The organism is Stenotrophomonas sp. YJH_SMC_80, assembly GCF_059372495.1.
Window position 1 is genome coordinate 241806 of the sequence record NZ_JCAFVP010000001.1, and the last position, 15389, is coordinate 257194.

Below are 15389 nucleotides of genomic sequence, written 5' to 3' on the forward strand. Positions count from 1 at the left end.
GGCGCACGCCGGCCTTTTCTTTGCCGCAGGAAAAAGGGGACGGAGGGGATTAAGTCGTTTGTGCACATGCGACTTAATCCCCTCCGTCCCCTTTTCTCAGGCGGTGCGCGCCAGTGCCAGCCGCAGGAGGCGCGCGTCCAGGCGCTCGGCGAAGTCCTTCGGTGCCTGCAGGCCCATGCGCTGCAGGTACACCGCATCGCCGTCGCCTGCCGGTTGGCGCAGCGCTGCCCAGACGGTACGCAGCTTGCCGGCGCGGGTCTGCGTATTGGCCTTCAGCCAGGCCAGCGCCTTCACCAGCACCTGCTCGATCTCGTTGAAATCGCTGCCCAGCGGATAGTCGGGCAGGCTGCCATCGGCGCGGAACGGGGCCAACGCCGCTGCCAGCGCCTGCGGCGTGTTGCGCTGCTGGCGCGCCGGATCCGGTTGCGCGGCCGCCAACAGCTTGCGCGAGGCCTGCGCCTGCTGCAGCAGCTCACCCTGGAACGGCGCCTCGGTGATCGCGGTCATTGCGTGCACGCAGTCCTCGTCGGTCAGCCCGCGCAGGTCGGCGATGCCGTATTCGTTGAGGTAGATGTCACGCAGGTGGCGCGGGATGGTGGTGTGCCCGTAGTTCCAGCGCACGTTGGATGCGCGCTGGCCCTTGTCATCGCGCGCGGCGCGGAACATCAGCACGCTGCGCGCTTCCGGCAGTGCATGTGCCATCGCCACGAAGTTGTACTGGCCGCCCACACCGGATACCACGCGTCCATCGTCCAGCGCGTCCGACACCGCCGCGCCCAGCGCGGTGGCCATCATGCAGGAGTTGAAGAAGCGCGCATGGCGGCGCTGCAGGCGTTCCAGCGTTTCGTTGCCGCCGTACAGCTGGTTGATCTCGCTGATGCGGCGCATGCCGATCGCGCGGCATTCGTCTTCCGGCAGCGTGCGCAGCCACTCGTAGAATTCCGGCGAGCCCAGGTAGAACGCGCCGTGCAGGTACTCACCCTCGGCGGCCAGGGTGGCGTGGTCGATCGACAACGTGCTGCCGTTCTCGATGCGCTGCATCAGCGCCAGGTCGTCGTGCACCTTGCGCTTGATCACCCCGGTCTGCACCAGCCGGCGGAAGCCTTCGTTGAGCATCTCGCTGCAGCCGTACAGGCCCACCTCGAACGGATCCAGTCCGCCGATCTCCTGCACCAGCGGGTGGCTGGCAAGCTGTGGATCCAGCGCATGCAGCACGCGGCGGTAGCGCGCGTTGTCGGTGTGGCGCAGCACCAGCGCATGGCTGAGCGCGTCGGCCAGCGTGCCGATGCCGATCTGCAGGGTGCCGCCGTCGCGCACCAGCGTGCTGGCGTACAGGCCGATGGCGTAGTCGGCATCGCCCACCGGCTGCCGCGGCAGCCCGAACAGCGCCGGGTACGGCGGCGGCGGGGTGATCACCAGATCGAAGAACGACACATCGACCGTGGCCGAGCCGCCCATGTAAGGCAGCTGCGGATCGATCTCGGCGATGAGCAACGGGCGCGGCAGCCCGCGCGCGGTCATCGCATCCAGCGTGTCCTGGGTGATGTCGTTGTTGCACGACAGCGAAAGCCGGCGATCGTTCGGCCGCATCGCCACCTTCTGCACGATCACCTGCGGCGCGCGTTGCGCGACCGCATCGGCGGCGTGGGTGTAGTTCAGGCTGGTATAGCTGGACTGCGCCTGGCGCGAACCGAGCAGGGCGCCGGACTGCATGTAGAACTCTTCCACCTGCACATGTGCCGGCAGCGCATCGCGCGCGATCGCATCGGCATAGGCCAGGCGCGGGAAATCGTCGCCGAAATGGCGCTGCGCGAACGGCGCCATGAAGCGCGCTTCCAGGCCGTTGCCGCGCGCCTTCGGCGGGTTCAGCGACAGCGCGGTATACAGCTGCAGCGGTCGCGATGGATCGTGCTCGACGCGTGCATAAAGGGCATTGAGCAGCCGATGCGGCTTGCCCAGTGCCAGCGGTGCCCCGATCCGCAGCGGCCCGTCCACGCGCGCAAACAACCAGTCGACGGCGGCGTCCAGGTCGGTGAGGTGTTCGGTCATGCGCGGCGGTCCTGCGTGTGGGGGAGTGCTGGCATTACAGCATGTCGGGCTTGAACCGCCGTCGACGCGAGACTTCGGCGCCGGACACCATGAACTGGCCATCGCCCCGGTAATGCACCGTGCGCGGCAGTTTCGGCCGGGGCGCGACGTGGGCGCGCACGATTTCCCAGATGAACAGGTTGCTCGATTGCACCTGGCTGTCGTCGTAGAGTCGGCATTCGAAGCACGAATGACATTGGCCGACCAGCGGCGCGCCGACCTCGCGCGCGGGCAGCGCATCGAGCTCGAAACGGGCGAACTTGTCGACCTCGCGGCCGCTGCAGTTGCCGATGTCGACCACGGTGTCGAGCAGTTCCACCCCCGGCACATTGATCACGCAATCGCCGCTGCCACGGGCCAGCGCGTGGCTGTGGTTCGCGTCCCACAGGTAGGTGGCGACCAATGACGGCGAGAAACCCATCACCATGTGCCAGCCCAGCGTCATCAGGTTGCGCTGGCCACGCCAGGCGGTACTGACCAGCACGATCGGGCCAGGTTCGAGGAAGCGGCGGGCCTGCTCGACCGGGAAATCCTTCTTGGGCAGCGGCTTCATCCGGGGCCTGGGGCGGGAGGCATCGATGCTGGCGCAGCCAGGATGAACCTGGAGTCGAGGGGCTTGACAGGCGATTCGATTACGCGCGTAATCGGTTTATCGATTACGGACGTAAACAATGACTCCGATCAGCGAAGCCGAAGCCGTTGTGATGGAGGTGCTGTGGCAGCAGGCACCGCGTAGCGCCGATGAAGTGGTCGCCGCACTGGCCCACCGCGACTGGGCCGAACCGACCATCAAGACCCTGCTCAATCGTCTGCTGACCAAGGGCGCGATTGCTGCCGAGCGTGATGGCCGGCGCTACCTGTACCGGCCGCTGCTGCAGCGCCAGGCTTGGGTGGCGGCACAGAGCCAGGATTTCATCGGTCGTGTCTTTGAAGGGCGCGTGGCGCCGCTGGTCGCGCACTTCAGCGAGCGCGGCCAGTTGAGCGCGCAGGACATCACCGAACTGAAGAAACTGATCCAGGAGCTGGACCATGACTGAGCTGCTCAACGGAGTGTGGCAGGCCAGCCTGTGGTTGGCGGTGGGCGCGGTCCTGCTGGCGGTGATGCGGCCGCTGCTGGTGCGATTGGGGGGCGCTGGTCTGGCATACCGCAGCTGGTGGCTGCTGCCGATGGTGCTGCTGGCACTGATGCTGCCGTTGCCGCAGGTTGCGTTGTTGCAGCAGGTACCCACGCTGCCGCTGAAAGTGCTGCCCGGTGCCATTGATGGCGCGGTCGGCCAGTCCTTGCCATGGGCCGGGTTGTTGCTGGCATTCTGGGCCGTGGGCACGGGCCTCCGCCTGCTGCGCGACCTGCGCGCGCAGCGTCGATTCGAACGGCGCATGGGGCCACTGACGCCGCGCACCGATGGCAGCTGGCAGGCCAGCGCCGACCCGGGCCTGCCAGCGCTGGTTGGCCTGTGGCGGCCGCGCATCGTGGTTGGCCCGGAGTTCGATCAGCAGTTCAGCGCGCAGGAACAGGGCCTGATCCTGCAGCACGAGCGCAGCCACCGTCGCAATGGCGACCACTGGGCCAACGGCGCGCTGCTGCTGGTGCGCGCGGTGTTCTGGTTCCACCCGTTGCTGCCTTGGGCCGCACGCCGCTTCCTGCGCGACCAGGAACTGGCCTGCGATGCCCGCACCATCGGCCCGCAGCCTGCGCTGCGCGGCCTCTACGCCAGCACGCTGCTGAAGGCGCAGCTGGTCCAACCGGTTGCGCCCGCGGTCTGCCATTGGCGCAGCCAACCCGTGTTGAAGGAGCGCATCGCCATGTTGAAGCAGTCCAAGCGGAAGGCATTGCCGTGGGTGTCGGGACAGGTACTGGTGGTCGGGTTGTGCCTGGGAATGGGAGCGGTGGCGTGGGCCAGCCAGGGCGGAGGCGCGGGAGGCCCGGCAGGGTCCGTCATGGATCGGGAGATCCAGGTCGACAAGATGCCGCCGCCGTCCTATCCGAAATCTGCGGTCGAGCAGCGCCAGGTGGGCGTGGTGAACCTGCGCGTGGAAGTGGATGCCCAAGGCCGTCCCACCGACGTCCAGGTGCTCAGCGCCACCAATCCGGGGGTGTTCGATGCTGTCTCGATTGCTGCGGCGCGCAGCTGGACCTATCGGCCCGCAGTGAAGAACGGCAAGCCGGTGGCCGGTGCCGTGCGCGTCCCGATTACCTACGCCATGGATGACACCGAGGACACGAAGTGAAGCGAGCGCCGCTGCTGATGATGGCGGTGCTGCTGGCGGGATGTGCAACCCAGGATCGCCTGACCACCGCCGATACCCGCAGCGAGAATGTGGGTCACCAGCGCCTGCGACCCGATGCGGGGGGAGGGACCGGCCAGATCCAGCCCTACGCGCTGGCCGCCAGCGAAGGCTACCGCATGCCACAACTGCATACGGCACCGGACCCGGTAGTGGGCGAGCGTGATCCACGCACCTCGCTGCCGCCGACTACGGTCTGCCTGCAGGTGGTGGTGGATGCGCAGGGCAGCGTTGAGCGCAGCATCCCGCTGACCGACCGCAGCGAATGCAGTGCGGGTGAGGCACCGGAGAATGCGCCCTTGCTGCAGGCAGCGCAGGAGGCGGTTGCCATGTGGAAGTACTCCTCCGCCGCAGTCTGTCACTTCGCGGCAGGCAAAGTGCCGGCTGATCGCGGCGACTGCCGCAGTGCCGAGCGGGTCGAACCGGTGGCCGTCACCCTGCAGTACGCCTTCACCTTCGAGGTCGTGAAGGGCCGGCAGACGGTCCGCACGCAGGGAAAATGATCGCGCGTGATGCCGGGTGGCGCCGGGCCATGCCGGGCCAATACAGCGGCGTCGATCAGGCCCCGCCCTGGATGTTGGCCTTCACCGCTGGCTGCATCAGCTTCGGTTCTTCCAGCGTCGCATCGCGGGCCTGCCGCACGCTGACGAACTCCGCCTCGGCTACGCCCTCATGCACGTGGATGTTGTGCGCGCGCTGTTCGCCGATGGTGGTTTCGTTGGCAAAGCCGCGTCCACCCGGGCCGTAGTCGTGGCAGACGAACACGCGCGTTGCATCGGGCAAGGCCAGCAGGCGCTGGATCGAACGGTACAGCTGTGCGGCATCGCCGCCCGGGAAATCGCAGCGGGCGGTGCCGCCGTCGGGCATGAACAGCGAGTCGCCGGTGAACAGCGCATCGTCGATCAGGTAGGCGATGCTGTCGCTGGTATGGCCGGGCACGGCGATCACCTGGCAGCGCAGTTCGCCCAGAGCGAAGGTTTCGCCGTCGCTGAACAGGTGATCGAAGATTTCATCTGCGGCAGGAAGCTGCAGGCCATAGCGTGGTGCAAACGTTGCCTGTACCGCGCGGATGCCTTCGCCGATGGCCAGCGTGGCCTGCGGGAAACGATGCTTCAGGCGGCGCCCGGCCGACACATGGTCAGCGTGGGCATGGGTTTCCAGCAGCCAGCGCAGCTGCAGACCGTGTTGCTCGATGGCCTGCAACGCGGCATGCAGCGGCGCTTCACTGCTGGCGTCGGTATCCGGGTCGTAGTCCAGGACCGGGTCGATCAGCGCTGCCTCGCTACTGGCCGGGTCGCTGACCAGGTAGCTGAAGGTATTGCTGTCACGGTGGAAGAACGACTGCACCTGGACCGACATTGGAACCCTCCTCAGCGCGCGCCGAGCACGCGGTTCAGCAACTGCGCCAGGTTTTCACCGGCCAGCCGCAGCTGCGCTTCGGCCAGCGGCCGGTAGCGCTCGGTGTATTCGTCACCGATTTTACGCGTGGCCGGATAAACGCCAGCTTGCATGGAAATGCCGCAGCTGGCCTCGGCCCACGTCTGCGGGTCGCGCTGCGGGTTGGACTGGCGCGCCAGCTTCGGCGCGCGCTGGCTCTGCAGCAGCGGCAGGTAGCCCGCGTCGTCCAGCTTGCGGGTGTTGAGCATGCCGCTGTCCCACAGCGAGTGCAGGTTGGTACCGCGGTTGCCGAACTGCAGCTGGAAATCGTTGCCGCCCTTGTCGTGCGCGTAACCGGCGTGCATCGGCTGATGGATGTCGCCGACCAGGTGCACGACGAACTTCAGCGCCTGCAGACGCTCGCCATCGGTCAGGCTGCGGTCGCCGAGGATGGTGCTCTGTGCCTTCAGGGCCTCGACGATGCAGTTGCCGTTCCTGCAGTGCTTCGGTGCTTCGTAATGGCAATTGTCTTCGGCGATGTTGACGTAGTGCCAGCCGGCCGAGCGACGGCCCAGGCCCGGATCCTTGGCACGCAGCTGGTCGGCCCACGGGGCGATGCTGGCCAGCGTGGCGTCCGGTTCGGTGGCCAGCAGGCGGTCCACTTCTGCGCGGGCAGCGGGGTTGAGACGGGCGTCGGCGACTTCGGCGACAAGGCGGTGGCCTTGTGCGCCCCAGGCATGGGCGGGGGCGGAAGCGGACAGCAGAGCCGGCGCCAGGGCGGCGGCGAGGAACAGGGAATGCAGGGCTTTCATGTGCACATTCTAGCGGGGTAGGTGGATTGAAGAGCGGCGCGTTCCTGTTTCGAAGCGGGAGCGCAGCGGGAGGCGGGGCGTGTCCCGGCTCTGCTCCCCGCCTCGCCCCGGCTCCGGAACCGCTTCAGTCCCAGGCACAAAAAAGCCCCGGCAATCACCGGGGCAACATGCTGCGAGGGTTTTGCGTATGGCGGGGGAGCGGGGGCGAAGCCCCCGCGCCCAACACACCGCTTAGAACTTGAAGACGTACGAAGCGCCGTAGACCAGCGGATCGATGTTGACCGTGCCGATCTTCTCGCCGTTCAACTTCACCTTGCTGTCGATGTCGATCCAGCGCATGTCCACACGCAGGGCGCCCTTCTCGCCGATCGCGAAGTCGATGCCCGCATGCGCGGCCAGGCCCCACGAATCCTGCAGCTTCAGCTTGCTGCCGGCCAGCGCACCGGTGGTGTCTTCGCTGAAGAAGGTCGTGTAGTTCACGCCCGCGCCGACGAACGGCGAGACCTTGCCCTTGCTGTTGAAGTGGTACTGCAGGGTCACCACCGGCGGCAACTGCTTGGTGCTGCCGACGCGGCCGAGGCCATTGATGTTGATGTCGTGCTTGAACGGCAGCGCGGCCAGCACTTCGATGCCCAGGTTGTCGGCAATGAAGTACTCGCCGGTGATGGTCGGCTTGACGTCGTTGTCGACGTCGACCTTCAGCGTGTGGCCGGCCAGCCAGCCGTTGTTCGACTTCGGCGCCACCTGGTGGACGCCGGCCGAGACGGTCCAGTCGCCCTTGGACTGGGCCATGGCCGGGGCGGCGGCGAGGGACAGGGCGGCGGCCAGGCCGGCCAGGATCAGGGGGGAGGTCTTGCGCATGGGGGTGATCTCGTTGCTGGGTGGATGGCGACAGTCTCGGCCTCACGCCGTGCTAACGCTTTGATCCGGATCAAATCCTGTCCGCCGGTCCTCTGGCCCGGGCGCTGGCCCACGGTGGCCAGCCCCGGTTTGCTAGACTTGTGGGCCCTATCCATCCCGCCGCACCCGTAGCGGCCGCAGGAGCTTGAGAAATGGCAATCAAGGTTGGTATCAACGGTTTCGGTCGCATCGGGCGTAACGTCCTGCGCTCGGCGGTGCTGAACTTCGGCGACGACATCGAAATCGTGGCCATCAACGATCTGCTGGAGCCGGACTACCTGGCGTACATGCTCAAGTACGACTCCGTGCACGGCCGCTTCAAGGCCGACGTGGCGGTGCAGGGCAACGACCTGCTGGTCAACGGCAAGAAGATCCGCCTGACCCAGGAACGCGACCCGGCCAACCTGAAGTGGGATGAAGTCGGTGCCGACGTGGTGCTGGAAGCCACCGGCCTGTTCCTGACCAAGGAAACCGCGCAGAAGCACATCGATGCCGGCGCCAAGAAGGTCATCATGTCGGCGCCGTCGAAGGACGACACGCCGATGTTCGTCTACGGCGTGAACGACAAGACCTACGCCGGCCAGGCGATCATTTCCAACGCCTCGTGCACCACCAACTGCCTGGCCCCGCTGGCCAAGGTCATCAATGACAAGTGGGGCATCAAGCGCGGCCTGATGACCACCGTGCATGCGGCAACCGCCACCCAGAAGACCGTCGATGGCCCGTCCAACAAGGACTGGCGCGGTGGCCGTGGCATCCTGGAGAACATCATCCCGTCGTCCACCGGTGCGGCCAAGGCCGTCGGCGTGGTCATCCCGGAACTGAACAAGAAGCTGACGGGCATGAGCTTCCGCGTCCCGACCTCGGACGTGTCGGTGGTCGACCTGACCGTCGAACTGGAAAAGGAAGCCACCTACGCCGAGATCTGCGCGGAAGTGAAGGCACAGAGCGAAGGCCCGCTGAAGGGCATCCTGGGCTACACCGAAGACAAGGTGGTGGCCACCGATTTCCGCGGCGAAACCTGCACTTCGGTGTTCGACGCCGACGCTGGCATCGCCCTGGACGGCACCTTCGTCAAGCTGGTCACCTGGTACGACAACGAGTGGGGCTACTCGAACAAGTGCCTGGAAATGGCCAAGGTCATCGCCGCCAAGTAAGGCCGGCGAAGATCGCACACGAACCCCGGCCTGGCCGGGGTTCGTCGTTTATGGGGCCGGCCCTGTCGTAGCATGGGCCGGTCGACCGCTGCCGCTGGGGCGCGGGAACGCTATGGAAGCACGCAATGGAAGCACTGATTGCCCTGGTCGTACTGGTCCTGCTGGCCATCCCGCTGCTGCTGGTGGTGGCGCTGGTGATGATTGCCGGCCTGCGCCGCCGCGTCGCCGCGCTGGAAAGCGCCATGGCTGCCGCGCCGGTCGCCGCCATGCACGCGCCTGAACGGCCTGCGGCCCCCCCTGTGGCCAGTGCCGATCCACCGTTCCTGCGGCCGGTGGCGGCTGCTGCACCGCCTCCGCCTCCGCCCCCGCCTCAGCCAACGCCGGTGCGCGAAGCGGTGCCTGCGGCAACGGAGGCGCCGCGCCCGATCGCACCACCGCCGGTGCCACCCGCGCCGATGCAGCCACCGTTGCCTTCCGGACCGGCGCTGCCGAACTTCATCGAGCGCGGCATTGGCGCGGTCAAGCGCTGGTTCACCGAGGGCAACGTGCCGGTGAAGATCGGCATGCTGGTGCTGCTGGCCGGTGTCGCTGCGCTGCTGAAGTACGTCAGCGACCAGGGCTGGCTGGTGCTGCCGATCGAGCTGCGCCTGGCCGGTGTTACCGTCGGTGCACTGGGCCTGCTGGCGTTCGGCTGGCACCAGCGCGAGCGTCGGCGCCTGTTTGCGCTGGCCTTGCAGGGTGGTGCCATCGGCGTGCTGCTGCTGACCATCTTCGCGGCCTTCAAGCGTTTCGAGCTGATTCCGCCGGGCTTCGCCTTCGTCAGCTCCATTGCACTGGTGGCCGCGCTGTGCGTGCTGGCGGTGGTGCAGAACTCGCGCACGCTGGCGGTGCTGGGCATCCTCGCCGGCTTCATGGCACCGCTGTGGCTGTCCACCGGCAGCGGCAACCACGTGGGGTTGTTCAGCTACTACGCCGTGCTCAACGCCGGCATCTTCGCCATTGCCTGGTTCCGACCGTGGCGCGCGCTGAACCTGCTGGGCTTCGCCTTCACCTTCGGTATCGGCACGTTCTGGGGCGTGCTGCAGTACGCGCCTGACAAGTTCAGCAGCACCGAGCCGTTCCTGCTGCTGTTCTTCGCCTTCTACCTGCTGATCCCATTGCTCTACGCACGCCGGCAGCCCGCCGGGCAGCGTGACCTGGTCGATGGCAGCCTGGTGTTCGGTACGCCGTTGGTCGCGTTCTCGTTGCAGGCGGGGATGCTGTACCAGCAGCCGATGACGCTGGCGCTGTGCGCACTGGGCCTGGCCGCGATCTACGCGGCGCTGGCGTGGGCGTTGATCAGGCGCGCGTCGTACACCGTGCTGGCGCAGTCGCACGCGGTGCTGGCGGTGGGCTTTGCCACGCTGGCGGTGCCGCTGGCCTTGTCGGCGCGGGCCACCGGCGCGGTCTTCGCGCTGGAAGGCGCCGGACTGGCCTGGTTGGGCCTGCGCCAGAAGCGCTGGCTGCCGCAGGTGTCCGGCGCGCTGCTGCAGATGGGCGCTGCGTTCGCCTTCGTGGCCGGTGGCGATCACTGGCATGAGGACCTGCGCTTCCTGATCAATCCGACTGCCATCGGGGCGCTGCTGCTGGCCCTGGCCGGCTTCGCGTCGGCCTGGAGCTACCAGCGCAGGTCACGCCGTGAGATCGCCCTGGTCTACTACCTGTGGGGCCTGCTGTGGTGGCTGGGCGGCATGGTGCATGAGATCACCCGCTTCTTCCCGTACCGCACCGAAGTGGACGCGTTGCTGGTGCTGGCCGCCGTCACTGCCTGGCTGGCCGCCGAAATGCAGCGCCGTCAGCCGGCACGCGCACTGGGCGTGACCGCGCTGGCCATGCTGGCGCTGGGCTTCCCGCTGGCGCTGATGCAGAGCGACGCGCACCATCAGCCGTTCGCCGGCTACGGTGCGCTGGCCTGGGCGGTGTTCGCGGTGATGGGCGTGCGCACGCTGCTCTGCCTGCGCCAGGGGGGCGACAGCGTGGCGCGCATCGCGCAGTTCCTGTGGTGGCTGTTGTGGCCGTCTCTGCTTTCGCTGCTGGCCCTGTGGGGCGGTGGCGAGGCCGGGTTGGCACAGGGCTGGACCACATTGCTGGTGACGGTGCCGTGGCTGCTGATGGCGGCGCTGTCGCTGTGGCGCTGGAATGCGCTGCGCTGGCCGCTGGGTGCAGCGTTCGATCGCGTGCGCCAGCCGCTGCAGTGTGTGCTGTTCGGCCTGTTGTCGATCGGCTGGCTGTTCGGACAGCTGCTGCCGGGCGATGCTGCGCCGCTGCTCTGGCTGCCGGTATTGAATCCGGCCGATCTCGGACAGTGGCTGAGCCTGTTGCTGCTTGCACGCTGGCTGTACAGCGATCAGGCGCCGAAGACCCTGTCGGGAATCCGCATGCCGCTGCTGTCACTGGCAACGTTCGTCGCGCTGACCAGCGTGGTGCTGCATGGCGTGCATCAGTGGGGTGGCCTGTCGTGGAGTGCGTCGATGATGCGTTCCAGCCTCGCGCAGACCAGCCTGACCGTGCTGTGGAGCGTGCTCGGCGTGATTGCCTGGGTGTGGGGATCGCGCCGTGGCCAGCGCGTGTTGTGGATGGTCGGTGCCGTGCTGATGGGCGTGGTGCTGGCCAAGCTGGTCATCGTCGATCGCCAGCACCTGGGCAACCTGCTGGGCATCGCATCGTTCATCGCCTACGGCCTGCTGTGCACGGTCGTGGGTTATCTGGCACCGGCACCGCCCAGCGCGGCGCCGTCCGTGGAGGAAAAACAATGAGGAAGTGGAGCAGGGCGCTGCTGCCGGCGATGTTCGGCATGCTGGCCGCCGTCGCGGTGCAGGCCGCCGACTACCGCACGCAGTACGCCGAGCAGTGGCCGCTGACGCTGTCCAGCGCACAGTCCGGTGCGTACAGGGTGGTTCTGGAGCCGGCGATCTATCGCCGTGCAGGTGCCGCAGACCTGGGTGACCTGCAGGTGTTCAACGCCGCCGGCCAATCGTTGCCATCGGCGCTGCTGGCGCCCGACCAGCCGCTGGCACAGCCGCCGGTGCAGCGTGAGCTGCCGTGGTTCGCGCTGCCGCCGCTGGCCGAAGCACAGCGCAACGATCTGCAGTTGCTGACCGAGCGCGATACCGATGGCCGTGTCCGTCGCGTCGAAGCACGCGTGAGCGGCGGTGCGGCAGCGAACGGGCAGGGTGGTTGGCTGATCGATGCCAGCGTGCTCGGCCAGCAACCGTTGGCGGCACTGGTGCTGGACTGGGCTGACAGCGGACAGCCGTTGCAGGCGCAGGTGCAGCTGGATGCCAGCGACGACCTGCAGCACTGGCGTCCGATCGGGCGTGACATCCCGCTGGTCGACCTGCAGCGTGCTGGCAAGCGCCTGCTGCAGCGCCGCCTGCAGGTGGACGGCGAGGCGCGCTATCTGCGCGTGCTGGCGCAGGGCGATGCACGGTTGCCAACGCTGCGCAGCGTACTGGCCGAGTTGCCGCCGGCACCGGCCACATTGCCGTGGGAGTGGTTGTCGCTGGAACCGACCTCGAAGGGCAAGGGCGAGTACACCTTCGAGATGGATGGCCGCTTCCCGGTAGCGCGCGCGGATGTGGCCAGCACCGACAACAGCCTGGTGCAGTGGACGTTGTTCAGCCGCGATGACGAGAGTGCGGAATGGCAGCGCCGCAGTGCGCCATGGATTGCGTACCAACTGCAGCAGGGCGCGCAGGGCCAGCGCCAGCAATCAGCGGCCCAGCCGCTGGGGGGCGTGCATCGTGACCGCTACTGGAAGCTGGTGGCGAATCCGGCGGAAACTGCGACCGCGCCGACCCTGCGCTTGGGCTACCAGCCGGAAGTACTGGTGTTCCTCAGCCAGGGGGCAGCGCCGTATGCATTGGCAGTGGGCAGCGCGACCGCGCGCCGCATGGAAGCGCCGATCGGTGTGTTGATCGAGGAACTGCGGCAGCGCAATGATCCTTCGTGGCAGCCGACGCTGGCGCGCCTGGAGGGCAGCCCGGAGCCGCTGGCCGGTGACGCGGCGCTGAAGCCGCAGCACGATTGGAAGGCGTGGTTGCTGTGGGCGTTGCTGGGGCTGGGTGTGTTGGTTGTTGGCGGCCTGGCGGTCAGCCTGCTTCGGCAGAAGCCGGCGCCTTCGGAATAGGTTCCAGCGAACGGCGCAGCCCCTCGTGGGTGGTCGTTCTTCGAGCAAAAGCCGCGCTTGGCCGGGCGGGTGGGTTGTCTGGGGGACGCCGTGAATACGTCCCTGTAGGCTCGGTCGCCGCATCCATGCGGCTCACGCCCCCAGCCAACCCACCCGCCCGGCCACGGACAGTTTCCGTGTGCGTCCACCCACGTAGAAAAAAAGAAAAGCAAAAGCGGGTCGCGCGCTTCGCGCACCCCTTCTTTCTTCAGCAGACACCACACACTGCTCTTGCGTTTGCCATCCGCTCTACCTCATGAACCTGTCGAGGCCGGGGCGGTGCGGGTTGGCAGGGGTGTCAGCCGCATGGATGCGGCTGCCAAGCCTCCACGGACGGATTCACGGCGTCCCCTGCCAGCCCACACCGCCCCGGCCCACTCACGGCACCACGAAGCGCCAGCGCTTTGGCTCTGGCTGTGCTGTTGCTGTTGCTGCTGCAGTTGCGCCTCTGCCTGCCGCAGGCATCGACCCTCCCACCACCCGCACCCGATACAATGGACGTCTGCCGCATCCCGGCATCCCGTCCCCGAGCCAAAGAGTTGCCCATGTCCATCGTCCGCATGACCGACCTCGACCTCTCCGGCAAGCGCGTGCTGATCCGCCAGGATCTGAACGTGCCGATCGAGAATGGCCGCATCACTTCCGAACAGCGCATCACCGCTTCGCTGCCGACGCTCAAGCGCGCGCTGGAGCAGGGCGCGGCGGTGATGGTCACCTCGCACCTGGGGCGCCCGAAGGAAGGTGTGTGGAGCGAAGCCGATTCGCTGGCGCCGGTGGCCCAGCGCCTGTCCGAGCTGCTCGGTCGCGAGGTTCCGCTGGTGCGCGACTGGGTCGACGGCGTCGAGGTGCAGCCGGGCCAGCTGGTGCTGCTGGAAAACTGCCGCATGAACGTCGGCGAGGGCAAGGACGATGAAGCCCTGTCGAAGAAGTACGCCGCCCTGTGCGATGTGTTCGTGATGGACGCCTTCGGCACCGCGCACCGTGCGCAGGCCTCCACCCACGGTGTCATCCGCTTCGCCCCGGTTGCTGCCGGTGGCCCGCTGCTGATGGCCGAACTGGACGCGCTGGCGCAGGCGCTGGATGCACCGGCCAAGCCGCTGCTGGCCATCGTCGCCGGCAGCAAGGTCAGCACCAAGCTGGAACTGCTGGCCAACCTGGTCGGCAAGGTCGACCAGCTGATCGTCGGTGGTGGCATCGCCAACACCTTCATCGCTGCCGCCGGCTACAACGTCGGCAAGTCGCTGTACGAGCCGGACCTGCTGGACACCGCGAAGAAGATCGTGGCCGATGCCAAGGCGCGCGGCGCCGACATCCCGCTGCCGGTGGACGTGGTGACCGCCAAGCAGTTCATGCCCGACGCGGTCGCCGAGGTGAAGGCGGTCGACGCCGTTGCCGAAGATGATCTGATCCTGGACATCGGCCCGCAGACCGCGGCGCAGTACGCGCAGCTGATCGAGAAGGCTGGCACCGTGGTCTGGAACGGCCCGGTCGGTGTGTTCGAGTTCGAGGCCTTCAGCAAGGGCACCGAAGCGCTGGCCCGCGCCATCGCCAGCTCCAGGGCGTTCTCCATCGCCGGTGGCGGCGACACCCTGGCGGCGGTCGACAAGTTCGATATCGCCCAGCAGGTCAGCTACATCTCCACCGGCGGCGGCGCGTTCCTGGAGTTCCTGGAAGGCAAGACCCTGCCGGCGGTCGCCGCACTCGACGCGCGCGGCGCATGAGTGCCGGGCACGGCAAGGATGTCCTGTTCTTCGACCTGGACGGCACGCTGATCGACTCGCAGGTGGGCATCACCGCCTGCATCGCCTATGCGCTGCAGAAGATGGACCATCCGGTGCCGCCGCAGGAGACGCTGCTGGGCTGGATTGGTCCTTCGCTGCGTACCACCTTCACGCCACTGTTCGTTGAACCAGCGCGGGTGGAGCAGGCGGTGGGCTATTACCGCGAGCGTTTCGACGCCGAAGGCTGGCGCGAACACACGGTGTACCCGCAGGTGGAAGACACCCTGCGCACGCTGCATGGCCGAGGCCACCGCCTGGCGGTGGTCACCGCCAAGAACGAGCCGCATGCGCGCCGCATCCTTGCGCACCTGCCGTTTGGCGGGCTGTTCGAGGAGATCGTCGGTTCGACCCTGGACGGCTCGCGCAGCCACAAGCCCGAGCTGGTCGGGGAGGCACTACGCCGCCTGCAACTGCAGCCCGCACAGTGCTGGATGATCGGCGACCGCCGGATGGACATCGAGGGCGCACGCCACCACGGCCTGCGCAGCGTGGGTGTACTGTGGGGCTTTGGCGGTGAGGCCGAACTGACCGAAGCCGGTGCGGGCCAGCTGGCTCGCGAGCCGGCACAGCTGACGACGCTGTTGGCCTAGCCGCCCCGCCTGGAGAGCTGGCCCCACGCTCGCTGATTGCGGCCCACGGTGCAGCCGGGCATGGCCCGGCTCTACAGAACACCCTGCGCCAGCGTATGTCCGGGTGATGTCCGTTCCATGACCCGCGAAGTCAGGCAGCACAAGGCTGTAACCGTATACATGCGGCGTGAAGGATGTGCTAATTTCCGTTC

The 15389-nt window shown here is 67.5% G+C and carries 13 protein-coding genes; 8 read left to right on the forward strand and 5 right to left on the reverse strand.

Annotated elements, in window-relative coordinates; translation table 11 throughout:
- Window positions 1–96: 96 nt before the first annotated feature.
- Together AC5P99_RS01055 and AC5P99_RS01060 are read right to left on the reverse strand one after the other, a co-directional pair.
- On the reverse strand, window positions 97–2049 hold the full coding sequence (locus AC5P99_RS01055; protein WP_049450461.1) for an acetyl-CoA hydrolase/transferase C-terminal domain-containing protein: 1953 nt from the start codon (window positions 2047–2049) through the stop codon (window positions 97–99).
- Between the two features lie 34 nt (window positions 2050–2083).
- Window positions 2084–2641: a flavin reductase family protein gene (locus tag AC5P99_RS01060; RefSeq protein WP_049450458.1), complete on the reverse strand. Its 558-nt coding sequence runs from the start codon at window positions 2639–2641 to the stop codon at window positions 2084–2086.
- A gap of 118 nt (window positions 2642–2759) precedes the next feature.
- On the opposite strand from AC5P99_RS01060, the gene AC5P99_RS01065 reads away from it, so the two are divergent.
- The 3 genes from AC5P99_RS01065 to AC5P99_RS01075 are packed head-to-tail and all read left to right on the forward strand — an operon-like array spanning window position 2760 to window position 4877.
- A complete protein-coding gene (locus AC5P99_RS01065; RefSeq protein WP_049450457.1) occupies window positions 2760–3125 on the forward strand; it encodes a BlaI/MecI/CopY family transcriptional regulator in 366 nt (121 codons plus the stop codon).
- Window positions 3118–4317: a M56 family metallopeptidase gene (locus AC5P99_RS01070; protein ID WP_169448183.1), complete on the forward strand. Its 1200-nt coding sequence runs from the start codon at window positions 3118–3120 to the stop codon at window positions 4315–4317. Before AC5P99_RS01065 ends, AC5P99_RS01070 begins: the two co-directional genes overlap by 8 nt.
- The gene (locus AC5P99_RS01075) at window positions 4314–4877 is read left to right on the forward strand and encodes a hypothetical protein (RefSeq protein WP_024958475.1); all 564 of its coding nucleotides are present in this window, start codon (window positions 4314–4316) and stop codon (window positions 4875–4877) included. Before AC5P99_RS01070 ends, AC5P99_RS01075 begins: the two co-directional genes overlap by 4 nt.
- Before the next feature lie 55 nt (window positions 4878–4932).
- Here the strand turns inward: AC5P99_RS01075 and AC5P99_RS01080 are convergent, their stop codons facing one another.
- From AC5P99_RS01080 to AC5P99_RS01090, 3 genes are all read right to left on the reverse strand, one after another.
- The gene (locus AC5P99_RS01080) at window positions 4933–5733 is read right to left on the reverse strand and encodes an MBL fold metallo-hydrolase (protein ID WP_099604845.1); all 801 of its coding nucleotides are present in this window, start codon (window positions 5731–5733) and stop codon (window positions 4933–4935) included.
- An 11-nt stretch (window positions 5734–5744) separates the two neighbouring features.
- Complete coding sequence (locus tag AC5P99_RS01085) at window positions 5745–6563, reverse strand: S1/P1 nuclease (protein WP_099604846.1); 819 nt, start codon at window positions 6561–6563, stop codon at window positions 5745–5747.
- 231 nt (window positions 6564–6794) lie between these two features.
- On the reverse strand, window positions 6795–7424 hold the full coding sequence (locus AC5P99_RS01090) for an OmpW/AlkL family protein (RefSeq protein ID WP_005410839.1): 630 nt from the start codon (window positions 7422–7424) through the stop codon (window positions 6795–6797).
- A gap of 191 nt (window positions 7425–7615) precedes the next feature.
- Here AC5P99_RS01090 and gap point away from each other — a divergent pair, with 191 nt between their 5' ends.
- The 5 genes from gap (at window position 7616) to AC5P99_RS01115 (ending at window position 15198) form a co-directional block, all read left to right on the forward strand.
- A complete protein-coding gene (gap, locus tag AC5P99_RS01095) occupies window positions 7616–8620 on the forward strand; it encodes a type I glyceraldehyde-3-phosphate dehydrogenase (protein ID WP_005414333.1) in 1005 nt (334 codons plus the stop codon).
- Window positions 8621–8745: 125 nt separating this feature from the next.
- Window positions 8746–11415, forward strand: coding sequence for a DUF2339 domain-containing protein (locus AC5P99_RS01100; protein ID WP_049448770.1), 2670 nt, complete (start codon window positions 8746–8748; stop codon window positions 11413–11415).
- Window positions 11412–12788, forward strand: coding sequence for a DUF3999 domain-containing protein (locus AC5P99_RS01105; RefSeq protein WP_049448768.1), 1377 nt, complete (start codon window positions 11412–11414; stop codon window positions 12786–12788). The genes AC5P99_RS01100 and AC5P99_RS01105 overlap by 4 nt, the downstream gene beginning before the upstream one ends.
- 584 nt (window positions 12789–13372) lie before the next feature.
- On the forward strand, window positions 13373–14548 hold the full coding sequence (locus AC5P99_RS01110) for a phosphoglycerate kinase (RefSeq protein WP_043034327.1): 1176 nt from the start codon (window positions 13373–13375) through the stop codon (window positions 14546–14548).
- Window positions 14545–15198: an HAD hydrolase-like protein gene (locus tag AC5P99_RS01115; RefSeq protein WP_005410834.1), complete on the forward strand. Its 654-nt coding sequence runs from the start codon at window positions 14545–14547 to the stop codon at window positions 15196–15198. The genes AC5P99_RS01110 and AC5P99_RS01115 overlap by 4 nt, the downstream gene beginning before the upstream one ends.
- Window positions 15199–15389: the final 191 nt, after the last annotated feature.

What these genes read in the sequence shown, in the direction of transcription:
- AC5P99_RS01055 (WP_049450461.1), bottom strand. Translation starts at nt 2,049, where the DNA reads ATGACCGAACACCTCACCGACCTGGACGCCGCCGTCGACTGGTTGTTT.
- AC5P99_RS01090 (WP_005410839.1), bottom strand. Translation starts at nt 7,424, where the DNA reads ATGCGCAAGACCTCCCCCCTGATCCTGGCCGGCCTGGCCGCCGCCCTG.
- AC5P99_RS01115 (WP_005410834.1), top strand. Translation starts at nt 14,545, where the DNA reads ATGAGTGCCGGGCACGGCAAGGATGTCCTGTTCTTCGACCTGGACGGC.
- AC5P99_RS01070 (WP_169448183.1), top strand. Translation starts at nt 3,118, where the DNA reads ATGACTGAGCTGCTCAACGGAGTGTGGCAGGCCAGCCTGTGGTTGGCG.
- AC5P99_RS01100 (WP_049448770.1), top strand. Translation starts at nt 8,746, where the DNA reads ATGGAAGCACTGATTGCCCTGGTCGTACTGGTCCTGCTGGCCATCCCG.
- AC5P99_RS01080 (WP_099604845.1), bottom strand. Translation starts at nt 5,733, where the DNA reads ATGTCGGTCCAGGTGCAGTCGTTCTTCCACCGTGACAGCAATACCTTC.
- AC5P99_RS01085 (WP_099604846.1), bottom strand. Translation starts at nt 6,563, where the DNA reads ATGAAAGCCCTGCATTCCCTGTTCCTCGCCGCCGCCCTGGCGCCGGCT.
- gap (WP_005414333.1), top strand. Translation starts at nt 7,616, where the DNA reads ATGGCAATCAAGGTTGGTATCAACGGTTTCGGTCGCATCGGGCGTAAC.
- AC5P99_RS01065 (WP_049450457.1), top strand. Translation starts at nt 2,760, where the DNA reads ATGACTCCGATCAGCGAAGCCGAAGCCGTTGTGATGGAGGTGCTGTGG.
- AC5P99_RS01110 (WP_043034327.1), top strand. Translation starts at nt 13,373, where the DNA reads ATGTCCATCGTCCGCATGACCGACCTCGACCTCTCCGGCAAGCGCGTG.
- AC5P99_RS01060 (WP_049450458.1), bottom strand. Translation starts at nt 2,641, where the DNA reads ATGAAGCCGCTGCCCAAGAAGGATTTCCCGGTCGAGCAGGCCCGCCGC.
- AC5P99_RS01105 (WP_049448768.1), top strand. Translation starts at nt 11,412, where the DNA reads ATGAGGAAGTGGAGCAGGGCGCTGCTGCCGGCGATGTTCGGCATGCTG.